The sequence below is a fragment of the Streptomyces dryopteridis genome, assembly GCF_049606955.1.
Classification (GTDB): domain Bacteria; phylum Actinomycetota; class Actinomycetes; order Streptomycetales; family Streptomycetaceae; genus Streptomyces.
Map to the genome: position 1 here is coordinate 324,559 of NZ_CP187115.1, position 22,609 is coordinate 347,167.

Genomic DNA, 22,609 nt, shown 5'->3' on the forward strand with positions numbered 1-22,609 from the left:
CCTGTAGATGCCCGGTACCTCTCGTCCAGCACCTCCACGTTCCCTCCCCCCTTTTCCGCGGTCGGACAGGTCAGTTCGGGCCACGGCGGCGCATGACCTCCTGGTAGTCCTCCTCGGTGAGCTGATCGTTCAGTACGGCCGATGCCAGCACGTCGAGGGTGTCGTCCCGGTGGACGGGGAGGGTGTGCAGGGGTCGTGCACGGGTTACTCCATCGGCCAGGACGCCACCGTGGCGAGCATCTCCTCGCGGTCGGTCTCTCCGGAGGCGTAGGCGGCCAGGTGGGCAATCAGGGACGGCACGGAAAGGGTTCCTCTCCATTGGCGGGGCGGGTCGGTCGGGCGCGGGAACGATCAGGGCCGAAGGAAAGCCCCGGCCACGAGCCGATCGAGGGCGATACGGAGAACCGGCACGTGCTCGCCCGTCACCCGGTACGCGACGACCCGCTGCGAACCGGGGCTGTCGGGGTCGTGCACCCGCGCGACGGGAGCCGGCGTGCCCCTGGCCACCGGACCTCGGGCCCGCCCCGGGTGACCGCGCGCGAGCGGACGACGGCACGTCCGCACAGGTCACCGCCGAAGAGCCCGCGCAGGTCGACGGCGGCACCGCGCCCCTCGCCGTCCACGAGCACGCCGCCACCCGGTGCGGCGTCCGTCACGAGGACGCGGACCGCGCACCCCCTGGCGGCCGCCCCGACGATGACGTGTATGGTCTCTTTCCCTCGAACCGGCCGCTCGTAGGAGAACGCGCGTGTGCCCTCCCCACGACCCTCAGTCTGTCGCACGCGGGCCCGGCACGGGGCGCCCCTTTCCGGTCGCGCTGACCTTCGGCGTGCGGCGTTCCTCGGACCCGCTCCCTGAGTCCCCCTGGGCGACGCACTCGCCGTCACGGTCGAGGCGAAGGCCGCAGCAGCCCCGTGTCGGTGCCCAGCGTGTGTCCCCCAACGGCGCCGGAACCCGCGGGGGCGGCCCGCCGATACGAACACCTCGACAGCCCGCCCGTACCCAGGCCGACCACAGGCGGACGGAGGCGCAGGACGTCGAGGCCCGGCGCGGCGGAGCAGCGTCCGCGGGTGCCGGTCATCGTCGTCCGGCCTGTGATGAAGGGAGGGCCGCCCGATGAGAGGGAGGGCCGCCCGATGAGGCCGACACACTTCGGCCAACACCGACTCGGCCGAAACGGCCTCTCCCGGCGAATACGGATCGCCCATACAGTGCGTTTCGCTGACCATTCGATCCGGGCCGCTCCTCCGGGGCGGCCCAAAACGCTGCCACAGGGGTGACGATGTCGAGACTCCGTAAGATCCTCGCCGTGCTCGCGATCGGCGGGTTCTTCACGTTCGGACTGGCCGGAACGAGCTACGCCGGCGACGGCTGCCACCAGGACGGAGACCCGGACTGGGCCTACTGCCAACCTGCCTGAGGCTGTCGCGCCCCAAGACGCTCGGCGGCCCGTGCCCCGACGCCGGCGGCCACCTGCCCCGAGCCGATGACCGCCCTGCGCCCGCCCGCCCACCCGCCCGGCCCCCGAACCCGATCACGGGCCGCCGTTCCACCCTGACCCCGCGCTCCTTTGGCACCGAGCCCACGGCGCCACCACCGTATGAGGCATGCCGGCCACCCGGTCCTCGACACGGCGACGCCGACCGTGCCGCAGGCCCCGGCCGAGGAACTGCGTGCGGGCCCGTCGGTCCGGTCGCGGGCCGAGGTCCACGGCCCGGCTCGTGGTCGGCCCGGACGTGAACACGGCGTTCGCGGCCACCGCGAACGCCGTGCCCATCTGCCGGACGGTGTCCGGCACGGGAAGGTGTTTTCGCGGGGGTGCTCAGTGGCCGGTGAGATCCGCCAAGGCCCGTGCGACGCGGCGCACCCCTCGTCCGATGGCGGTCGGTGTCACGGCCCCGTAGCCGAGGACCAGGCCCCGGGGGGCACGCCCCGGCCCATCGCCGCGGCGGCGAGGTCGATCTCGCGGACCTCCGACGCGGGGAGGGTGATCGTGAGGTGCAGTCCCGCAGCCGCCCCGTGCACCACGGCCTTCGGCAGGTGAGCGGCCAGGGCGGCGACGGTGGCGTCCCGTCGGCTCCTGTGCCGGCGCCCGGTCGACCGCTGGTGCCGTTCGAGGTTACCGCTCTCGATGAGTCGGGCGAGGACGAGTTGGGGCAGGGTCGCGTTGCCGAGGTCCGCGAATCGCTTTCCCTCGATCACCGCCTCGTGGTGCCGTGGCGTCGGCAGGACCCAACCGATCCGCAGGGCCGGTGCGAGCACCTTGGAGACACCACCCAGGTGGCACACGCGCTCCGGGTCCTGGCCGCGGAGGGCGGGAACGGGCGGCCGGTCGTAGCGGTGCTCGGCGTCGTGGTCGTCCTCCAGCACGAGCCCGCCTTCGCGCGCCCAGGCCGGCAGGGCACGACGACGTTCCCCTGCCATGACGGCGCCGGTCGGGAAGTGGTGGGCGGGGGTGACGCTGACGGCGCCCGCGCCACTCGCCCTCAGCGCGCTTACGTCCGGCCCGTCCGCGCGGATGGGGGCGGGCGGGGTGGCGAGACCGGCGTGGCGCAGGTGCTGTCGCAGGCTGAGGGAGCCGGGGTACTCGACGGCGACCGCGTCGACGCCGTCGACGCGCAGCACCGGCGCGAGCAGTCCCAGGGCCTGGGCGACCCCGGAGACGATCACGACGGCCTCCGGATCGGCGTGGACGCCTCGGGTACGGGCAAGCCGGGCGGCGATGACACGCCGGAGGCCCGGGACGCCCCGCTGGTCGCCGTAGGCGAGGGCGATGGCGGGCAGCTCGGCGAGGACCTCCCGTTCACGCCGGAGCCAGGCCGCACGGGGGAAGGCGCCGAGGTCGGGTACACCGCGGGTGAGATCCACGTGGTCGTGGTGGGAGGAGCGAGCGGTGCGCAGACGCAGACGGTCGAACACCTCGGGCCCGGGGCTCGACACGAAGGGGTCCAGGCCCGCGCCTTCGCCCGCGCCGCCGCTTCCTGGATCCCGACCGCGAAGGCGCCCCACCACCCCGTCCGCGTACCCGCTCGCGGTCCGCTCGGCCCGCCCGCCGTCCCTCGCCCGGCCCGCGTCGACACCCCGGGACCCGGCGGTCGGGGGCTCGGGCAGCGGAGGTGCGACGACGGTGGTGCCCCGCCGCCGGCCGCCCTCGACCCGACCGTCCTCGGCCGGCCGCCGGTACGCCTCCGTCACCACGCCCCGCGACACCCTCAACTCGGCGGCCGGCACGCGGGTCGGCGGCAGCACCGCGCCCACCGACAACCGGCCGTCGGCCAGGGCCTCGCGCAGACGGGCGGTCAGCCGGTCCGCCTTGCCACCGACGGGCGCCGCGCCGATGTCGAGCTGGAGGAAGTCCGAACCCGCGGAGGGCGACGGGGAACCGATCGGAAGAAGGGACACGCCGAGCATGCTGCCGACACCGTCGGCCCCGGTCACATCCAGGCCGGCCGAGCGCCCAGGGCCACGAAGCACGCCGCGAACGTCGCCCGCAGCCGGGTCACGACCCCGCGCCGATCGATGACACGGTGGCGCACGGCGGCGGCGCACAGTCCGTACGCGGCGAAGACCACGAACGTCACCCCGGTGAAGATGGCGCCGAGCACCAACATCCGGCGTACCGGGTCGGAGGCCCCGGCGGGCAGGAACGGGAGGAAGAACGCGACGAGGAACAGGGTGAGTTTGGGGTCCGACAGGTTCCGTGACGGCCATGCCGACGGTGCGCAGGGCCCAGCGGGGAGCCGCCCCGGCCGCGGGAGTCAAGGCGCCCCGGTCACGGACCATGCCCCAGGCCGGATACAGCAGGTAGGCGACGCCCAGGTACTTGAGGACCTCGAAGGCACTGACGCTCGCGTGCGGCAGCCCGGCGAGACCGGCCACGGAGACAGCGAGGTGCGGAAGAGTCCCGAGGGCGCATCCGAACGTTGCCACGAGGCTCGCCCGGCGCCCACCGGAGAGGGCGGCGGCGAGCTTGAAGACCACGCCGGTTCCCGGCGTGACGGCCATGACCAGGCGGGTGACGAGACAGGCGGTGCTCAAGGGTCCCCCGGGGAAGCCGGGCGAAAGGACGAGGTCACACACCGGCACGGGGCGGCCCCGGCCCGGTGCCCGACACCCACCACCCTCCGACCTCTTCGGCCCGAGGGACAGGCCCAAATCACTCCCGGTCCACAGATCCAAACGGCCTGCCCCGCCCATGGCGACCACCACGTGCCGAAGGCCCCGGACATCCCCAACTCGCGCCATCGTGGTCGTGAGCCCCTGAGCCCCACCTCACCGCGCCAAGACCGCCGACGCGTCGACTACGAGGTTGACGCGACGTGCGCTCGTGCTTCGCTCGCACCCGACCCGGTCCCGCCGCACTCGACTCCACCGGCCGGCGAGTGCGGGCACGTGGAGGTCAGTGGGTCGGCAGGGGCGCCCAGTGGGGGATGGGCCACACCACGGCCACGGCCCGGCCGATGACCTTGTCCACGGGGACGAACCCGTGGGTGGCGTCATTCACGTGGTAGCGGGAGTCGCGTGAGTTCTGGCGGTGGTCGCCCATCACCCAGATCTTTCCCGCGGGGACGGTCACCGGCGCGAAGGGGGCGTCGTCACAAGGAGAGCTGCCGGGAAAGAGGTACGGCTCGTCGAGTGCCCTGCCGTTGACGACGACCGGCCCGCCCGCCGCGCAGGAGACCGTGTCCCCGGCGATGGCGATCGTCCGTTTGATCAGGTCCTTCTCGCCGGCCGAGGGGAGCAGACCGATCGGGGCGAGGGCCTTGTGGACGAGGTCCGGTTGCGGGGCGGGTTCCGCCGCCAACCAGTTCAACGGGTCGTGGAAGACCACGACCTCGCCACGCTCGGGCTGCGACCCGAACCACGGCGTCAGCTTGTCGACGACCACCCGGTCACCGACCCGCAGTGTGTCCCACATCGAGTTCGACGGGATCACGAAGACCTGCAGGAGAAAGGACTTGACCAGCACCGAGATCGCCAGGGCGACGCCGATCACGACCAACGACTCCTGCCACAGGGGCCGTCGCCTGCGCCTGCCGTGTCCGCCTCCGGACCCCTTGCGCGTGCGGGCTCGCCGACCCATGGCCACACTCACACCTCCGCTCCACCGACCCCAACGAGCAAGAATCATCACAAATCATCCCTAAGCTCCTTCTAAGGGCGGGTCGATGTGGCTCGGCGCCCGCGCGGCCCGAGACGACGATCCCCCGGCGGGCCGCGCGGTGCCCCGTGGGCTGTGGCCGATGGCCGCCGCAAGACGGGCGCGCGTCGGAGGGGGCCGAAATGGGGATGGGCAAGCAGGACAGAGCGTCATAAACTCAACCGATATGCACCACTTTGCCGATCCGGGCCACACACCTTCGGTCGATGCACCACACCACATTCCCGCCACTCAGCCCGAACACCCAAGCCCTCAGGCAACCGTGGACGCGGGTGGACCCGTGGCCGACGCCGGTGTGGCGGCGGTCGTCGCGACGCACACCGCCCGATCCATCTCGCGCCGGCGGAAGCCGACCCGGGACGGACAGGGCCCCGACAGCCCCTGGCGTCTCCCTGTCCGTCGCGTGGTGGCCTGGTCCTACCTGGCGGGTCTGGCCCTGCTCCTCGCCGTCGCGGCGGCACACAAGGCCGCCGCCCTCTGACCTGACCCGTTCACACCCCCACCGAACGGGCCCCGGACCCGTTGGGCGGGGGTCACGGGGTCCCGTTGCTCGAACCCGAGCCGGCAGCCCGCCACCGGAAGCCAACCCGGGGCCCAGGACGTGCCCCGGGGGAGCCGCCCCGGACACAACTCGTCGTCCCAGGGCACACCGACCCGGTCCACGCCGCCTTGACACCCCTTGCCCCGGCCCTCGTGCGGGTCGGCCGACCGGCCCCGGACGAGGACCTCCTCAACGCCCCTGGCCACCCCCGCGAACTCAGCCCCGGCGGCCCGCCCGCCCGTCCCGGCGTCCCCGCCCGTCCCGGCGTCTCCGCCTGCCCCGGTGGCCCTGCCCGTCTCGGCGTCCCCGCCCGTTCCGCGGGCCCCGCCCGTTCCGGTGGCTCCGCCAGTGCCGGTGGCCCTGCCCGTCCCGGCGGCTCCGCCCGCCCGGACGGCCCTGGCGGTTTCCTCCCCCGCACCCCCTTTCCTCTTGCCGCCCCGTGCCCACATGTCCCGCCCGTGGCCGGGCCCGCCCGACTGTCCCGCGCCTCCCGACGTCGTCGCCGGGCCGCCGCTGGTGTCTCGTGCCGGGGTCGTGGTCGCGGGCACCGCCCGTGCGCGGCGGCAGGGCCGGGTCGGTACGCGCGCGGGCCACGGCCCGGACCCGGGTCCGCGAGAGCGCGCGCCGGCCGCGGCCGGGCCGTCGGCGAACGCCCGAGCCTCGGGCCCCGCCGGCAACGGCCACGCCCCGCTCACGCCCGGCAGCCCCGGAGAACAGGTCCTGCGTCTGCTGGACCCCACCGGCACCCACGCCCCGTTCACCATCGACCCCGTCACACCCTTTCCGGCTCGCCCGCGGCTGGGGCCGCTGAGGCCGGCCGTCAGCGGCGGGTCTCGATCCGCAGGCCGCCCGTGGTCACCCGGCGCATGTGGTCGCTCGCGAGCAGGTCGTGTGGCTGACCGAGCTCGATCGCGCTCGCCGTGTCCAGACGGGCCAGCTGGGCGGTTGTGCACTCGACCTCCAGGGCGCCCAGGTTCTCCTCGAGCTGGGCCGGGGTGCGTGCCCCGATCAGCGTGGTTGCCACGCCCGGATTGCGCAGGGTCCACGCCAGCGCGACCTGGGCCGGGGTGCGACCCAGGTCGGCGGCGACCTCCCGGACGACCCCGGCCACGGCCAGGTTGCGTTCGGTGAGCGCGCCCAGGGCGAGGTTGTGGCCCCTGCGGGTACCGTCACCGTCACCGGCGACGATGCTCGGTTCGGCCGCGTCGTCCCGGCCGTACTTGCCGCTGAGTATCCCGCCGCCCAGGGGTGAGTAAGGGACCACGCCCAGGCCCAGTTCGCGGGCCATCGGGATCAGGTCGCGTTCCGCGGTGCGTTCGATCAGGCTGTACTCGAGCTGCAGCGCGACCAGTGGCGACCAGCCGCGCAGATCGGCGATCGCCCGCATCCGGGACACCTGCCAGGCGGGTGTGTTGGAGATCGCCACGTACAGCACCTTGCCCTGCCGGACCAGGTCGTCCAGGCCGCGCAGGACCTCCTCCACCGGCGTGCGGAAGTCCCAGACGTGCAGGTACAGCAGGTCGATGTAGTCGGTGCCCAGCCGCCGCAGGCTTCCCTCCACCGAGCCGAACAGCGCCTTGCGGTGACCGCCCCCGGAGTTGGGGTCACCGGGGCGGCGAAGCGTGGAGTACTTGGTGGCCAGCACCAGGCTTTCGCGCGTCGCACGGGCGAACTCGCCCAGCAGACGCTCGGAGCTGCCGTCGGTGTAAGTGTCGGCGGTGTCGAGGAAGTTGCCGCCGAGCCCGACATAGTGATCGAACAACTTGCGGGCCTCGGCCCGCTCGGCACCCCAGCCCCACTCGGTGCCGAAGGTCGCCGTGCCCAGGGCCAGCGGTGAGACCCGCAGCCCTGAGTGGCCCATCAGCCGGTAGGTGTCGAGGGTCAGTGCCATCAGGTCCTCCTGCGCTCGTGGTGCGTTGCCGAGACCGAGTCTGTGGCGGTGGCGGCCCAGGGGTAAGGGACGAGGATTCCTGGGAAGACCGGTCCCACCCCGGTGGTTGGACCGGTCATGACGACCCCGACCATGGACACCGCCCAAGAGCTGGCTGCCTTCCTGCGGAGCAAACGCGAGGGCCTCGACCCCGACCGGCTGGGCCTGCCGTCGCATCGGCGGCCCCGACGAACGCCGGGACTGCGCCGGGAGGAGGTCGCCGAACTGGCAGGGGTCAGCACCGACTACGTGGTCCGGCTGGAGCAGGGCCGCGGCCTGCGGCCTTCGGCAGAGGTGCTGACGGCGCTGGCCCGCGCCCTGCGCCTGAACCCGAGCGAACGCGACTACCTGTTCGATCTGGCCGGACGCCGCCGCCCCGACACCACCGGCGCCCCGACGGCCGGTGCGGAGCCGTCGCTGGCCCGCCTGGTCGGTGACCTCTCGCCACTGCCCGCCATGCTGCTGGACCACCGCTACGACATCCTCGCCTGGAACCCCGAAATGGCCCGGCTGCTCCCGGGCTTCGAGACCACGCCGCCATCACGACGCAACGCGATGCGGCTGTGCCTGCTGCACCCGGCGATGCGCGAGTTCTACGCCGACCGGGAGCAGGCGCTGCGGGACGGAATCGCCCACCTCCGCACGGCATGGGCCGCACACCCGGATGACCGGGAACTGTCCGCCCTCATAACCGAGTTCGTCACGCAGGACGAGGACTTCGCCCGCTTGTGGTCGGAGCGGGAGGTCAGCGTCAACGGACGCGGCCGGAAGGTGCTGCGGCATCCGGTCGCCGGTGCGATCACCGTCGAATTCGAGGTCCTGCTGCCGCTCCAGGACCCGGAACTGCGCCTGCTCGTCTACCGCGCCGCGGACGAGGAGAGCCGCGCGTCCCTGGAACGACTGTGCACGACCGACACGCCCGGGCACACGGGCTGAGCCGCCCGACAGCCCAGGCGCCCGCCGGACCACCACATCCGAAGACACCCACCCTGCTCCGCGCGCCGCCGATGGCAGGTACGCGCCGCACCATGCCTCACCCACATCGAAATCGCAGCTCCCACCCCCCCGGTTGACCGCCTGCACTCACCTCACAGCTCCGCCGACTCGCAAGCCGTCCGCCCCGCACCACCCAAGCCCGGTGGGCGCCGTTGCACCCCCCGGTTCGTGGCGGGATCGTGCACCGGGCTGTTTTCTAGCCTGGTGGGATGACGAGAACACCTCCCAGCGAAGCTGATCGGAAGCTCATCGAGGCCTGCCGTGCGCAGGGGTTCCAATTGAAGGCATCTCGCCTGGCCTTGTGGCGGAAGTACGGATTGATCCCGGAGCCCGAGACCCGTTATCTCGGTGGTCGGGGCGGGTCGCGCAGGGTGTACCCGCCGGGGACGGAGTTGCAGGTTGTGTGTTTGGCCGCTTGCGACACCGGCCGGCCGGGCATGGCCCCATTGAACCTTCTCCTCGTGGCCTTCTTCGCCGAGATGCCGTTGCCGTTCCTCCCGGCGTTCCAGCTGAAGGTGGCGCTGGCACAGGCGTACTTCGAGTCGCGAGCCGATCGGCAGGAGAGGGAGCAGAAAGCGTTCGACGCCGTCCCGCCCGAGTCGCGGGAAGGGCTCGAGGCGGACTTCAACTGGGCCCAGGTTCAGGCGGCGCTGGAGATCCGGAGGGATCCGGCGCACGTGCGGCAGATGCGGGCGAATCTGAGACGGCTCCCCGAGTTGGCTCAGGCGACGCGGCAGGAGCTCGACAACCGTGTCGACGGCGTGCTCACGACCTTGAATCGGGCCTGCCTGCCCGAATGGGACGCGGCCGCCATGGCGGATCTCAAGGCCGCCATGGGCTTCGACGGTCCACCCGCCCGCTCGCGTGCCGCATGGATGCACGCGGCGCTCTGTCGCTCCGAGCAGCTCGCCGTACCGCGGGAGACGGACGGCCAAGAGCGCTTCGACGGCCTCATGGCGCTGGAGACCTCCGAACTCCTGCACTTCCGCGAGCTCGTGCTCGAGAACATCGCGGCGATGCAGGCCGTCGCTTCGGAGGGCAGCTTGAGGAAATGCGAAATCCGCTCTCTGCGGGACGCGGTCACAGCCGGGCAGATGCTGGTGGAGTGGAACAGCGTCCGGCAGGTGGTCGAGCCGGGATCCCGCCCGGCACAACTGACACGGGACGCCTTGTACGACCTCTGGTCCATCTGCTCGCACGTGGGGGGAGGAGGCGAAGGCCGCGAGGCTTTCACCGCTCGCACGGGGAGGGCCGGGCGCCAGGCTTCAGCGCCCCGGCCACCCGCGAAAAACCTTTAACCCCTTTGTGTCCATGGGAAGACAGATCGGTGGACTCGGCTCCTCTGCTGGCTCGGTACCATGGTCAAATAGGGGTCACGCGTGTCTGACGGACTGCCCATGCGGAGAGATTGCCGGGTGCGTACTGCGAGTACTCGGCTAGTTGATGGGTGGCAGTCCCAGTACGTTCTCACCAAGAGACCGCTCGACAAGCCTGGTTCAAGGGGAGCAGCAGCATGGGACACCCGCACGACGCGCAGTACGCCGACGACCCCCAGATCACGCGAGCGCGGATCGCGGAACTGGCCGATGTCACGCGGCCGACCGTGACCGGCTGGGAGAAGCGGTACGCGGACTTCCCCTCGCCTCGGAAGGCGGGCGGGGCGGCGTACTTCCTCCAGTCCGGCATCCTGGACTGGCTCGACGGCCGCTCCGTCCCGCTCCACCTGAGGCGCCCGGATGAGGACGAGGAGGCAACGTACGGTCGGAGGGCCCGGGGGCTCCTTGCCCGCGGGGTGGCCGCCGGTGGCCTGACCGCGCTCGCCGGCGTCCCGGCCGCCTCCTCCGGTACCGCCGTACCTCCCGACGCCCGAGAACCGTCCGACGGCCGCGAGTCCCACGACCAGTCGGCGCCGCCGTCGGCAGAGGGCAGGAACCAGCAGCTGGTGGGCGAACTCATGGCCCTGGCCGATGAGGTCCGCGGTCCGGGATCGATGGTGAACTTCCTGCAGTTGCTGCTGGCCCTGCACTTCCTGCGCACCGTGTCCCCCGACCGGTGGAACTCGCTCCGCTCCAAGGCCGCGGAGGCCGAGGCCGGCGGGGGAACCGCCGGTCAGGTGCTGGAGTACATCGGCCGCGAGGTGGACGCCGAAGTCCGGCGCCTTGGGATGCTCCCCCACTTCACGGAGGCGCTGGCCGACCTCGTGCCCCGAAATGCGGGGGTCCTCGTCGCGGTCGTGGTTCGCGTGGGCAAGCTCGACGGCGACGCCTTCCAGCTGTTCATCGAGGCGTACGAGAGCCACGGACGTCTGCGCAGCCGTGAGTTCTTCACGCCGAAAGGGGTGGTGCGGCTGATGGCGGCGCTGGCCGCCGACTCCTTCGAGGGTGTCCCCAGGAGCGCCTACGACCCGTACGTACGCGGGGGGGAGTGCCTCGTGGCAGCGCTCGAGTTCCTGGAGGATTCCCGGCACCGAGCCCGCTCCGGCCGTGAGCTCCCCGGCCGTGGTCCCCTTGGCCGCGATCCCCTGCCGGTTGCCGGGCGGACGCAGGTTCCCGACGCGGGGCGTCTCGCGAGCCTCAACCTCGCCCTGCACGGGGTACAGGCCGGAGTGCGTCTGGACGCCAGGCCACCGTGGGCCGCCGCCGGCCCCGACACCCACCGCTTCGACCTGGTCCTGACCAACCCCCCGTTCAACATGAAGGACTCCGCAGGTCAGGCAGTGCGTAGGGGAACGTGGGCCTACGGCCCGCCCCCGCTCGACAACGACAACTTCGCATACGTCCAGCACGTGCTCGCCTCCCTCAAGGAGGGCGGGCGGGCCGTGGTGGTGATGCCGTCCAAGGCAGGCAACTCGTTCAACCCCGCCGAGACCGCGATCCGCAAGGAGATGCTGGCGGACGGGGTCGTGGAATGCGTCATCGGGATGCCCGCCGGGCTCTTCAGCGGAACGGCCGTCCCCGTGTCCCTGTGGCTGCTGCGCCACCCGGGCACCCCGTGCGATCACGTCCTCTTCCTGGACGCACGCCACCTCGGCACGAGGAACAGGAGGAAGGGAGCCCGAACCGTCCTGCACAAGGACGAGGTCCTGGCCCTCGTCGCGGCATACCAGGCGGGTAGGAACGGGATCGAGCCGACGACGGGCGTACCGAGCGCACGGGTGGAGCGCCAGACGCTGATCGAAGGCCCCTGCTCGCTCAGCCCCGTCGACCACGTTCGCCCGACACCGACACCGACACCGACACCGACCCGCCCCGACCCCCGATACTCAGCCGACGAAACGGCCTGGGCACCGACCTGGGCCGAAGTGGCGCGTCTGACACAGCGGACCGCCGCCGCGGACGAGCGCGCGGACGCGGCACGCAGAGCGATCGCACAGAGCCGGGAAGGGATGACGGGCGGGACGCCCGAGGGGTGGCGTACGGCGAGTCTCGACGAGCTGTGCGAGATCAAGGCCGGCCCCTCCTTCTCGGTGCTGGGCACCGCGCACCGCGGTCCGACCGGGACCGTTCCGGTGGTGTTCTCCCGGCACTTCCGGGCAGGACGCATCACCGACACGCAGGACGAGCGCGTCTCCGCCGAGCTGGCCCGCCGACTCGGGCACTTCGCACTGGAGGCCGGGGACATCCTGTGCGTACGCGCCGGCAAGCCCGGCCCGCCGGCGATCGTACGGCCCGATCAGGCCGGCTGGCTGCCGAGCGCGAACCTGACCCGTCTGCGGGTGCGCGAGGACGCCGACGTGGACCCCGACTACCTGCTCGCCTGGCTCAGCCGTCCGGAGGTGCTCGGCTGGGTCGAGGACCGGGCGGCCGCCACCGCGGCCTCGTCCATCAGCACGGCGACACTCGGCCGGCTGCAGGTACGCCTGCCCGCGCCGGCCCAGCAGCGGCGCATTGCCGATGTGCTGGCGCACCTGCAGGAGCAGGTCCTGGCCCACGAAGAACTGGCGGCGGCCCTCACCCGGGCCCGCTGCGCCCTGGGCGAGAAGTTGATGAGCCCGCCCCCGATGCCGCCGAGCTGACCCTCACCTGCCTGGTACCTGCTGTCCCGACCTTCGCCCGCCGAACTCCAAGAACAGGAAGATCACAGTGTCCGCCTCCGAAGAGCCCCTCCCCGCGTCTACGACCGCCGACGTCCACGCTGCGTGTGCACGGTCCGTCGGCGCGTACCGCTTCACGATCATGATCTTGTCCTCGACGGTCATTGCCATGGCCGCCGGCCTTTTGGAAAGCCTGGCGGGCGCCGGCCTCCCGGCGGCAGTGCGCTCCGGTGGCACCACCTTCGTGACGGTGGTCGGCCTGTGCTTCACCGCGGTGACCGTCCTGCGGGAGCTCCGGAAGCGGCTCTAGCTGTGAACACGCTCTGGGCAGCCACGCAGCCAATGACCCCAGGTGCGAGCTGTTCGCCCCACACCCGATAGGACCGCTGTGCCGTACTCATCGGCAGTGCCGAAGAACCACTGAAGCCGCCATAAAATGCAAGGTCATTGAGCCTGCCCCCCCCCGCGCACGTGGGGATGGTCCCCGCCTTGTTCACAGCAAGGGCCACGGCCGGCCCCACACCCTGCTTCCGGCGCCAGGCCAGGATACGCCGCCCGCCGCCGACAACCGCCGGTTGTCGGCGACGGGTGGTTGTCGGCGACGGGCGGTGCGCGTTCGGCGACATCCGCGCGGTCGGGCTTCAGGCCCCTCCGGGCCCCAACACGAGCCGGCCGTCGGGGGCCCGGTAGGGAGTGCGGTTTTGCGCTGGTTCCATCCGGCCCCCGGCCCTCATTGGCTCACTTCCTCAGGGGCCGCGGCTGCCCCTTCCCGAAGCCAACCCCTCAGCATGTTGAGAGATTGACTCGTTCGGGCACACCGTGATGATCCGATCGCACTAAGCTATGCCTGTGGTGGTTGGTGAAGACGCTCAGGCAAAGGGCTTCTCGGGGGCTCGAAGAGCCAAGCAGTGGCTTGAGGGCACGATGCGTATTTTCGGTGCCTACGCGAACACGGACTCGGAGTCCTGCGGCCGTCGGCTGACCCTCGCCTGGCCGCACGGAGGCCGGACCTTCTCCTTCGATCTGGGCGGTGCCATGCGCGGCGACCCCTACCAGAACGACATGTTCTGCGCAGAGGTCAAGAACTACGCGCAACCCAGCGATCAGGGAACGCAGTTCGACGAGTTCCTTGCCAAATGCTACGTGGCCGCCCAAGCCCAGCACCATCTCAGCGACCACTTCATGTGGATCACCTGGGCACCGTTCCGGGTGAACTCCTGGTCCACTCTCAACTCGCCCGGCCAGGTGGAGACCGCAATCCTTCAACACAGCAGTCGCGTTTTCGGCACCAGCGACCCCGAAGAAGCACGAAAACTCCTCGACAGCGAACTCGCCCAGTCGGTCGCCGCACGCCTGTGGCTGATCGTCCTCTCGGACAAGCAGGAAACTCTCCTGCCACTCAAGGACTGGGCAGCCATCGTCGCCGCCGAACTCACCCGCAGAGAGGGCTCGTGGTGAACCTCGTCGAACAGTCGATCTCCCAGGCCATGGACGAGCCTGACGACCGAATGATGTTCACCCGGATCAAGGACATCGTCGCCCGACACCTGCGCCGCATGGACCCCGCCGCCACCGTCACCAAGACCGAGTTCTTCAACCACACCCACGTCCCCGACATGGTCCTGGAATGGCCCGGCAAACCCCGCACACCCCGCCGGTTCATCTACCTGCGCACCACATCGGACCAGCGTGAACTCGAGGACGACCTGCAGCGCCTTCCCCGTGCGGACCGGCCGGTGCTTCTCGCGCTCGGTCAACTGTCCTCCACACGGCGACAAGGAGACCTCCCCCCGCCATCCGGCGACAGCACCTCGCTCCTTCTCGACGCTTCCGCGCTCGGCACACTCCAGCCGGCCGACGCCTCTCCCGGGATTCCCCAGCTGGTGTCCCGTTCCGTCCTCGAAGGCGGCCGCGGCACCCTCGACAGACCGGCGACCGAGGAATTCCTGAACACAGTCGTCCAAGGGGCGGAAGCCGCCCGCGCGGGAGAACACGTTCCCACCCGCGACGCCGTCGACGCCCTCACCGCGCGGATGACCACCGACGTCGCCGACCGGATGTCAGCCTTCCTCGCCGCGCTCTGGCAGGGCGGCGGATACACACTCGCCACCTTCCCCGCACCTCAGCGAGGCGTCGGCCATCTCGACGAGACAGCCCTGATGTACCTGCTGGAATCCGAGGACATCACCGATACCGCATTCTGGAACCGGGTCGTCCGCATGATCAGCCTCCCCACCTTGCTGCGCACCCCGGCTGCAGGTACCGGAAATCTCCAGTACCTCATGCATGAGGCGATCCGGCTCTGGACCAGCCGCGTCTGCATGATCGTGCCCGGTATGGCAGACGCGGACATCAGCCCGTGGCGCTGGACAGTGAAGGCCGGCCGGCTGATCCTGCAGACCCCACGCTTCCACGTGCTGGTCGCCCAGTCCCAGCGCGAGCTCCCGTCCGCCCAAGAACACGACTTGCCCCGCCTCGACGAAGTGAGGAACAGGGCCGACCGCTTCGGCATCCCGTTGACATCCCTGCGCATGGTCGTGACGGACCGCCACGTCGGATACGGCGGCCCCGGCGACGACATCTCCCACGACACCCGACTCGACGGCATCAGCGACGCGCTGGGACAGGCCGAGGGAGTCATCGAAGCCGAAGCCCGCATTTCCTCCGGCGAGACCCTCCAATGCATGTTCGCCACCGGGATCGCCAGCGCCCGCGGCGCACGCGCCCAGGTACCGCTGGACGCCCTCCTCGGTACAACGACGCGGCTGCTCTCCGACCTCTCAAGCGACGAAGCCGAGAAGATCACCCAGCTTCTCGGTACCCAAGGCCCACCCCCCGACCAACCATGGAGTCAGCCCAGCTTCGACGACGTATAGAGCCTCAGTGTGAGTTTGGGTTGGATCGAGCCCGATCCTTGAACCAGACCCCTCTCGGCGCACCCGGCCCGGTCCCGAACGCCGGCACACGACGCCCAGTCAGGTACGGGTACGCCGGAAAGGGATCACCGGGGCCGGGGCCACCTCGCCCCCGCAGACAGGGTGACGGACGGCACACCAGACCCCGGCCAGGCGGGCCGCTCCAGTCCCTCCGAGACATGACGGGGCCCAACAGGCCACAAGAGCGGTCACCAAACCGACAACCCACGGCTGCCCCCGCCCCGGCGGCCGCGGCCTGGATGGCCCAAAGCATGCCGCGTTCGGCGAACGCGGCGAGCTTCACGGCGTCAAGCCGGTCGCATCGGCCTTTCCAGAGCCATGACCCACACCCCGCCCCAGACCTCCGTCCCGTCGAGCATCACCCCCACCGCCTTGCGCTACGGCAGCCGGCCGGTCCACGCGAGGTAGGCATCCAACACGGCCAGACCCCGCTCAAACGCCCCCGCCCGGGGCGCCCCCGCGGCTTCGCCACGACCTCGACGGGCGCCTCCTCGGGCACGACACCAAGCCCACGAGCCGCGCCCGCTGCCCCTCTACCAGCCGCGGCCAGACCTCCGCCTGCCGTTGCCGGGCCAGTCACGCGCCGACGATGAGCCCGTTCACCGCCACCCGGGCCACAACGTTCACGGGCCGTCCTCGTCCTGCACGAGGAGCGCCAGAGCGACGAGATGGCGCTGCCAGTCCGGGTTCCACGAGAGGTTCCAGCCCGGATCGATCGCCACTAAAGGCGGCCACGACCTCGGGCCGCCAGGCAGCGATGTGGGGAACCCGTTGTGGGAGGGCCCGGTTGCGGCCCAGGATGAGAGACATGGCCCACGGCCACCGCCCGCCCAGACCACTGCCTGCTATGTCCGCTTCTCTGATCTTTGCTCAAAACAGCGCTCAGCGCGAGTAAAACCGCAGGTAGGTTGCTCTGTTCCCCGCGCACGCGGGGATGCCCCCAGGATCAGGTCCCCCGTGGACACCCACTTCGACTGTTCCCCGCGCATGCGGGGATGCCCCCAGCTTGTACGGCTCCCCGGGGTCGCCCATCTTCTGCTCCCCGCGCGCGCACCGCCAACGCCCCTCCGCGATGCCCGGCGGCACCGCCGGCGCCCGCATCCGGCGCGGGGCCCGGGACGCACCGTGCCCTCGACAACCGGCGGTTGTCGAGGGCAAGGGTGTGGGTGGCCGTGAAGATTTCGCGACGGAAGTCAAGGGTGCCCGGACCCCAGCACGAGCTCGCTGTCTGTGCCTGTGTCGATCCGGGCGGCAGGTTCTTGGAGGAGTTTGTCGTCCCGTCGTCCGGTGTGTTCGGTGGCGGTCCGGACCGGGCTGGCGGTGGGTTCCGGTACCATCACGTCGCCCCGTAGGGGCCCGGTCCGGTAGGGCGGAGCAAGGTCGGGGGCGTGGCGTCGGGTGTCGGCGTTCGCGGCCTCGGCCGCGTACCCGACCGCCACCGCGTCCGTGGCTGGTTCGTACACCGCCACCTCCCCGGCCTCGACCAGGAGCGCGTCGATGCGCTGCCATTTCTCCCACCGCACCCGCGTGATCAACGCCTCCCGCTCCCGCACCCGACCCCCCCGCCCCGGTGCCGGGCGGGCCGCCAACGCCGCCTCCCCCGCTTCCACCGACCGCTCCACCACCCGCGCCCGGTCGAGCCCGGCCGCCGCGACGGTGACCCCGTGCGCGATCCGCGCGGTCAGTTCCCACACGTCCGCCGGCCTCACTGCCCACCCTCCTCACAGGGGTTCGACGGCCCGTTCGGCGGCCGGTCCGGTGGTCTCGGTGGGCGCGTGTCGGGCGTGGTCGGGCCTGTGGGGCCGGCCCGGGGTGGCTGTGCGCGCCGTGGCCCGGCTCGGTCTTGGCCGTCCCCGCGTCACGAGCGGGCCTTTCGGCTCGGACCGTTGGGTCTGCGGGGTTTTGTTCTCGGGTGTGGGGGAGTTCAGGGCGCCGCGCCCCTCCTCGGTGAACAGGTGGCCCCCGCCGCCGCCCCGGCCTCGAGCGCCGACACCAGCTCGCCGACCTCCTCCGCCTCGACGCCGGCGTCGGCCAGGAGTACGTGCAGGCGCCGCCGCGCTACGGCCCCGGCCTCCGAGTGTTCGTACGTCCGCCGGCTCATCACCACCCCCGAGCCCGTTGTCCTCGCCCCCGCTCACCGCACACCCGCCCCGGCCCCGGCGGTCTCGGCGAGTTCGGCTGCCCAGGGCAGGCCCCGCTCGGCGAGTGCGGCCAGTTGCTCGACTCCGAACTTCTCTCGCCGGCTTTTCAAGTTCACGGCCCACACCCCGACCCGAGCCTCCGTCCCGTCCGGCAGCACCTCGACGGCCTTGCGCTGTGCAACTCCCCGGTGCGCGCGAGGTGGGCGTCGAGGGCGGCCAAGCCCCGCTCGAACGCCCCCGCCCGAGGCGCCCGCCGCGGCTCCGCCGCCACCTCGGCCGCCGGCGCCTCGGGGACGACGCCGAGCCGGACCAACTGCTCGCGCTGCCCCTCCACCAGCCGCGCCCAGACCCCCACCTGGCGTTGCCGGGCCGGCCACGCTCCGACGTCCAGGCCACTGACGGTGACGCCAGGGGCGACGTCCACGGGCCTCTCCTCGTTCGCCGACGAGGAGCGCCAGGGCCGCGCAGTGGCGTTGCCACTCCGGGTTCCACTCCGGGTTCCAGGCCGGGTCGATCGCCGTCAGGGCGGCCACGACCTCGGGCCGGCGGGCGGCGATCTCGGGCCGGCGGTGGTTGGAGATCCACTGTCCGAGCGGCTTCTCGACGACCACCGCGTCCCTCGGCACGCACAGCGTCCCGTGCTCGACGAAGTACAGGCGCGCCGCGTCCAGGTGCTCGTCGATGTCCGCCTGGGCCCGGTCCCGGTCGATCCCGCGCTCCTCCAACTTCGCCGCACGATCCCCCCGCATCCGCCCGGCCGCGAACGCCGTTCGCTGCACTGTGACGAGTTCACCGACGGCGTCATCGTGGAGAGCTGGTTCTCCATGGACTCCTTCGAGCTCGCCAAACAGCTCGGCGCGTCCGGCTGAGCCCAGGCCCGACGGCCGGCCCCGGCGGCGGCAGCGGACGGAGCGGTGGGCAGGCCGAGCAACGCTCCCCGGCCCGCCCACCGCGTCCCGGGTTCAGCGCCGCGCGCAGTGCCCGGCCGCCTGCTCGTCGGTGATGGGAGCCGCGTGCGCCTCCGCCACCCCGGAGGCGGCGACCACGTCGAGGGCGCGCTGGAGGACCACGGTGTCCTCCAGGGTGCGCACCTGGTATATGCGGGCCCAGCGCATCTTCATGAACTGGTTCACCACGTTCTCGTAGTACGACCCGTCGGGGAGGGGAGTGCGCACCCGCACGCTCGTGGCGACCGTGGTGTTCCACGGCCAGCCGGCCACCACGATGTCCCGCACCTCGAAGCGGGGGTTGGGCATGATCCGGTCTATCCGCTCCCACCACAGCCGCATCGCGGCGTGCGTGGTGCGTTCTCCGGAAAGGGCGTGCTCACCGTAGAACCGGTAATTGAAGCGCGGGGCGAGGGAATCCACCATGGATTCCCAGTTCCCCTTGCTGATTTCTGCGAATGCCGTGCGCACCTTGGCCTTGACCACAAGGTGATAAACCATCAGGAACCCAACTCCCAGGCTATCGTGACGCATCATCAATATGATCCGGATTCTTTCACATGTGACGTCGCGCACCGCGCTCGCGGCAGGTTCGGGGACCGTCGCGTCCATCCGCAGCACCCCGGTTCGAAAACGGCGGAATCAAGTCCGGGACCCGCCGGGCGGCGACCTTCGCCGCCCACGCGACCGCCACCGGATCCACCTCGGGGTCGTAGAAGGCGCCGGCACCGGCCGCTCCCAATCGCTCCTCGATGCCGCAGCCGGGCGTGCCGGGATCCGGCGTGGTCGGGGGTGGCCGAGTTCCTCCGCGATGTAGCAGGCCCGGCATTCCACCACACCCCGTGCCGAGATCGAGGGTCCACGGCCGCGGGGCGGCCGAGCACCGGAACGCTCCCTGCCGCTCACCGCGCACCCACCCCGGCCGTCCTCCACACGCTCCGCCGACTCGCCCTTCTCGACGTCCTGACCCCGCCCGAACCCGCTCACCGCACACCCGCCCCGGCCCCGGCGGTCTCGGTGAGCTCGGCCGCCCACGGCACCCCGCGTTCGGCGAGCGCGGCGAGCTGCACCGCGTCCAGCCGCTCCCGCCTGCTTTTGAGGTTCATGGTCCACACCCCGACCTTCACCTCGGCCCCGTCGGGCATGACCTCGACGGCCTTGCGCTGCGGCAACTCCCCGGTGCGGGCGAGGTAGGCGTCCAACGCCGCGAGGCCCCGCTCGAACGCCCCCACGCGCGGGGCCCGCCGCGGCCGCGCCGCGGCCGTCGCGTCCTCGCCGGGCGTCTCCTCGGGCGCGACGCCGTACCGGCCGAGGCGTTCGCGCTGCCCCTCGACGAGCCGCGCCCACACGGCGGCCTGGCGTTGTCGGGCGAGCCACGCGCCGACGTCGAGGCCGTTGACGGTGGTCCCGGGTGGGATGTCGAGTCCGTTCACCGTGGTCTCGGGTCTGTCGTGTCCGGGCTTGCCGTCCGATGCCGCATCGTTGTCTTCCAGGACTCTGGTCCTGTTCTCGGCAAGGAGCGTCAGGGCCGCCCAGTGGCGCTGCCAGTCCGGATTCCAGCTCGGGTTCCAGTCCGGGTCGATGACGGCCAGGGCGGCCACGACCTCGGGCCGCCGCGCCGCGATGTGGGGCCGGCGGTGGTTGGAGATCCACTGCCCGAGCGGCTTCTCCACCACCACCGCATCCCGCGGGACACACAGCGTCCCGTGCTCCGCGTAGTACACCCGCGCGGCGTCGAGGTGCTCGGCGATGTCGGCCTGGGCCCGGTCCCACTCGATCCCGAGCTCCTCCAGCTTCGCCGCCCGGTCGCCGCGCATGCGCCCGGCCGCGAACGCCGTTCGCTGCTCGCTCCACCACCTGCCCAGCGGGAACGTGCCCTCCCGGTGGAGGTAGGGGATCCGCACGTGCCCTTCGCGCATGCGGAACAGGCGCGCGGCCGCGTGCCCGCGCCGCCAGTCGAGACGCTCGGTGTCGATGACCTCGTACCGAATGAACTCCGCGATCTCCACGGGGTCCCGCCGGGTGGAGAACCGCAACAGGTACCGCTCGTCCTCCGCACCCTCCTCCGGCGCCTCCCCGAGCTCGATCGGGGCCACGTACCCGCGCCCCTCCTGCGGCATCGCGAGGTGTTCCAGGGCGTCCTCGTCGTGGCTCCTCAGACCACGCAACACCTGGACAAGCGGCCGGTACGCCCGCGAGGAGAGATCCGATTTCTCGCCCTCGGGCAGGAAGATCGGCACGATCAGGGAGGCCGTCTTCCTTTCCCCGGGGTGCTGCCGCAGGGCCCGGCCGATGGCCTGGACGATGTCGTGCGGTGCACCCTTCGGATCGGCAAAAACCACGGAGTCCACGGCGCGAATGTCGACGCCTTCCCCGAGGACTTTGCACTGGGCGATGATCGCGCGGTGCGCGGTGTGGGAGAACCCGTGCAGCACCTCCTGGCGCCGCTCGGCGGAGTGCTCCCCGGACAGCCAGTCCACCCACACCGGATCCCCGTGGGCCTCCGGGTCGGCCTTCCGCAGCTTCTTCAGCGTCCCGGGCAGGCCCTCGGCGAAGGCGCGGGCCTCGACGGTGCGGTGGTGGAACGTGATCGAGGTCTTCAGCCCGTACTCCGTCATCGTCTTGAGCACGGCGGCCTGGAGCACGGCGAGCCGGTCGCCGCGTACGTCCTCCTCGCGCCGTTCCTGCCCGAACAGCCGGCGGGGCGGGAGGACCGGGTCGGTGACCTCGACCACGATGACGCGGTACTCGGCCAGGAGCCCTCTGGCGACACTTGAGGGCAGGGAGAGCTCGAAGATGCGCGGGCCGTAGACCGCCTCGTCGTCCATGCTCGCCGCCAACCACGGCGGCAGCAGGGCCTTCCCGGCCTTCCGCTCGTTCTCGGCGTGCTGCTCCCGCACCCGCTCCGACGGCGGCCGGTCCACCCACACCCGGGGCGTCGCCGTGAAGTAGAGCCGGCGGTCGGCGGGCAGCAGCTCCTGGTCGTGGACGTCCGCCCACGACTTCGCCAGGCTCCCCGAGGTCCGGTGCGCCTCGTCCGCGACCACCAAGTCGAACCGACCGAGCCGCTGCCCGTAGGTGCCGGCGCACGCCTCGATGACGACCCCCATCGAGCTGTAGGTGGCGAACATCAGCACCGGGCCCGTGCGGTGCCACAGCGCCAGCTGCGGCGGCGAGGTCGTCGACCGGATCCCCAGCTCCCAGAGCACCGGGTCGTCGTCCAACGAGCACACCGCGACCGCCGTGCCCTCGTGCCCGGCCGCCCGCCACGCGGCCGCGGTCTGGGTCAGCAACTCCAGCGTCGGCACCAGGACCAGGACCCGCCCGTGCGGCACCAGGCGCCGCGCGGACTCCGCCGCGATCAGGGTCTTCCCCGTCCCGCACGCGGCGATCACCTGCCCCCGCACCCCGTTCCACGGGATCCCGCCCCGAGGCACGTCCATGCCCCGCAGAATCGCGTCCACCGCCTCGACCTGATGCGGCCGCAAGCTCATCCCCACGAACTCCACCTTCCCGAGAAAGGACAGCAGGCCGAATCCGTGAGAATACGCAAGCATCAATAGACGGATTCACCCACCCCGAAAAGCCGATCCGAATCCGAAACACGCAAGAGGTGAACACCGGCAAAAAATCCACACGACACAGAATGCGGATTCCCCGGCCGGCCGTCTGCTCCAGAGGTGGGAGGCTTGTATCCGTGATAATACACGTGCATCATGTGATGCACAGCCGGTTCGGGACACAGCCCCTCGTGTGGGTGACGAACCGGCCGGACCCAACCCGGCACCAACCGAGACCGCTTGACGACAGGTCACCGGCCACCCCGCTCCCGCCGTTGCCGGCCCCGCGAAGCGGGACCAGCCCGAAGGGCTGGGGGAGCAGAGCGAAGCGGCGCGACCAGAGGCCCCGAAGGGGACTCCGACC

19 protein-coding genes and 2 pseudogenes are annotated in these 22,609 nt (G+C 71.6%); 9 read left to right on the top strand and 12 right to left on the bottom strand.

Annotation, left to right across the window (positions count from 1 at the left end; translation table 11 throughout):
* Positions 1 to 1,282 precede the first annotated feature (1,282 nt).
* Positions 1,283 to 1,420 (top strand): hypothetical protein, encoded by a 138-nt coding sequence (locus tag ACN20G_RS36680; protein WP_424217701.1) that lies wholly within the window; start codon positions 1,283 to 1,285, stop codon positions 1,418 to 1,420.
* Between the two features lie 470 nt (positions 1,421 to 1,890).
* Here ACN20G_RS36680 and ACN20G_RS36685 read toward each other — a convergent pair whose 3' ends face one another.
* The 4 genes and pseudogenes from ACN20G_RS36685 to lepB all read right to left on the bottom strand — a co-directional run bounded on the left by ACN20G_RS36685 (position 1,891) and on the right by lepB (position 5,083).
* Positions 1,891 to 3,402: a PLP-dependent aminotransferase family protein gene (locus ACN20G_RS36685; RefSeq protein WP_424217718.1), complete on the bottom strand. Its 1,512-nt coding sequence runs from the start codon at positions 3,400 to 3,402 to the stop codon at positions 1,891 to 1,893.
* A 32-nt stretch (positions 3,403 to 3,434) separates the two neighbouring features.
* Positions 3,435 to 3,611, bottom strand: coding sequence for a hypothetical protein (locus ACN20G_RS36690; RefSeq protein ID WP_424217720.1), 177 nt, complete (start codon positions 3,609 to 3,611; stop codon positions 3,435 to 3,437).
* 214 nt (positions 3,612 to 3,825) lie between these two features.
* A pseudogene (locus tag ACN20G_RS36695) lies at positions 3,826 to 4,245 on the bottom strand (LysE family transporter); the annotation flags it as partial.
* Between the two features lie 154 nt (positions 4,246 to 4,399).
* Entirely contained in the window at positions 4,400 to 5,083 is a 684-nt protein-coding gene (gene lepB, locus ACN20G_RS36700) for a signal peptidase I (RefSeq protein WP_424217702.1), read from the bottom strand.
* A 358-nt stretch (positions 5,084 to 5,441) separates the two neighbouring features.
* Between lepB and ACN20G_RS36705 the strand changes: the two genes are divergently transcribed.
* Entirely contained in the window at positions 5,442 to 5,642 is a 201-nt protein-coding gene (locus tag ACN20G_RS36705; RefSeq protein WP_424217703.1) for a hypothetical protein, read from the top strand.
* A gap of 880 nt (positions 5,643 to 6,522) precedes the next feature.
* On the opposite strand, the gene ACN20G_RS36710 is transcribed toward ACN20G_RS36705, so the two are convergent.
* Complete coding sequence (locus ACN20G_RS36710; RefSeq protein WP_424217704.1) at positions 6,523 to 7,593, bottom strand: aldo/keto reductase; 1,071 nt, start codon at positions 7,591 to 7,593, stop codon at positions 6,523 to 6,525.
* A 117-nt stretch (positions 7,594 to 7,710) separates the two neighbouring features.
* Here ACN20G_RS36710 and ACN20G_RS36715 point away from each other — a divergent pair, with 117 nt between their 5' ends.
* The 6 genes from ACN20G_RS36715 to ACN20G_RS36740 all read left to right on the top strand — a co-directional run bounded on the left by ACN20G_RS36715 (position 7,711) and on the right by ACN20G_RS36740 (position 15,537).
* Positions 7,711 to 8,568 (top strand): helix-turn-helix domain-containing protein, encoded by an 858-nt coding sequence (locus ACN20G_RS36715; protein WP_424217705.1) that lies wholly within the window; start codon positions 7,711 to 7,713, stop codon positions 8,566 to 8,568.
* Between the two features lie 521 nt (positions 8,569 to 9,089).
* Positions 9,090 to 9,926 (top strand): hypothetical protein, encoded by an 837-nt coding sequence (locus tag ACN20G_RS36720; RefSeq protein WP_424217706.1) that lies wholly within the window; start codon positions 9,090 to 9,092, stop codon positions 9,924 to 9,926.
* Positions 9,927 to 10,141: 215 nt separating this feature from the next.
* A complete protein-coding gene (locus ACN20G_RS36725; protein WP_424217707.1) occupies positions 10,142 to 12,643 on the top strand; it encodes an N-6 DNA methylase in 2,502 nt (833 codons plus the stop codon).
* A gap of 67 nt (positions 12,644 to 12,710) precedes the next feature.
* Positions 12,711 to 12,971: a hypothetical protein gene (locus tag ACN20G_RS36730; protein ID WP_424217708.1), complete on the top strand. Its 261-nt coding sequence runs from the start codon at positions 12,711 to 12,713 to the stop codon at positions 12,969 to 12,971.
* A 539-nt stretch (positions 12,972 to 13,510) separates the two neighbouring features.
* Positions 13,511 to 14,119: a hypothetical protein gene (locus ACN20G_RS36735; RefSeq protein ID WP_424217709.1), complete on the top strand. Its 609-nt coding sequence runs from the start codon at positions 13,511 to 13,513 to the stop codon at positions 14,117 to 14,119.
* Complete coding sequence (locus tag ACN20G_RS36740; RefSeq protein ID WP_424217710.1) at positions 14,116 to 15,537, top strand: hypothetical protein; 1,422 nt, start codon at positions 14,116 to 14,118, stop codon at positions 15,535 to 15,537. Before ACN20G_RS36735 ends, ACN20G_RS36740 begins: the two co-directional genes overlap by 4 nt.
* 1,253 nt (positions 15,538 to 16,790) lie before the next feature.
* On the opposite strand, the gene ACN20G_RS36745 is transcribed toward ACN20G_RS36740, so the two are convergent.
* From ACN20G_RS36745 to ACN20G_RS36765, 5 genes and pseudogenes are all read right to left on the bottom strand, one after another.
* Positions 16,791 to 17,306 carry a hypothetical protein gene (locus ACN20G_RS36745; protein WP_424217711.1) on the bottom strand — a complete coding sequence of 172 codons (516 nt, stop codon included), beginning with the start codon at positions 17,304 to 17,306 and terminating at the stop codon, positions 16,791 to 16,793.
* A gap of 215 nt (positions 17,307 to 17,521) precedes the next feature.
* Entirely contained in the window at positions 17,522 to 17,698 is a 177-nt protein-coding gene (locus tag ACN20G_RS36750) for a hypothetical protein (RefSeq protein WP_424210597.1), read from the bottom strand.
* 33 nt (positions 17,699 to 17,731) lie between these two features.
* Positions 17,732 to 17,854 carry a hypothetical protein gene (locus ACN20G_RS36755; RefSeq protein ID WP_424215693.1) on the bottom strand — a complete coding sequence of 41 codons (123 nt, stop codon included), beginning with the start codon at positions 17,852 to 17,854 and terminating at the stop codon, positions 17,732 to 17,734.
* On the bottom strand, positions 17,851 to 18,162 hold the full coding sequence (locus ACN20G_RS36760) for a hypothetical protein (protein ID WP_424215692.1): 312 nt from the start codon (positions 18,160 to 18,162) through the stop codon (positions 17,851 to 17,853). Before ACN20G_RS36760 ends, ACN20G_RS36755 begins: the two co-directional genes overlap by 4 nt.
* Positions 18,163 to 18,307: 145 nt before the next feature.
* Positions 18,308 to 18,364 (bottom strand): annotated as a pseudogene (locus ACN20G_RS36765) (hypothetical protein); the annotation flags it as partial.
* Between the two features lie 12 nt (positions 18,365 to 18,376).
* Between ACN20G_RS36765 and ACN20G_RS36770 the strand changes: the two are divergent.
* Positions 18,377 to 18,607, top strand: a complete 231-nt coding sequence (locus ACN20G_RS36770) for a hypothetical protein (RefSeq protein ID WP_424210596.1) — start codon at positions 18,377 to 18,379, stop codon at positions 18,605 to 18,607.
* A 93-nt stretch (positions 18,608 to 18,700) separates the two neighbouring features.
* Here ACN20G_RS36770 and ACN20G_RS36775 read toward each other — a convergent pair whose 3' ends face one another.
* Together ACN20G_RS36775 and ACN20G_RS36780 are read right to left on the bottom strand one after the other, a co-directional pair.
* Positions 18,701 to 19,186, bottom strand: a complete 486-nt coding sequence (locus tag ACN20G_RS36775) for a nuclear transport factor 2 family protein (protein WP_424210595.1) — start codon at positions 19,184 to 19,186, stop codon at positions 18,701 to 18,703.
* Positions 19,187 to 19,668: 482 nt separating this feature from the next.
* Positions 19,669 to 22,242, bottom strand: coding sequence for a Helicase associated domain protein (locus tag ACN20G_RS36780; protein ID WP_424217712.1), 2,574 nt, complete (start codon positions 22,240 to 22,242; stop codon positions 19,669 to 19,671).
* Positions 22,243 to 22,609: the final 367 nt, after the last annotated feature.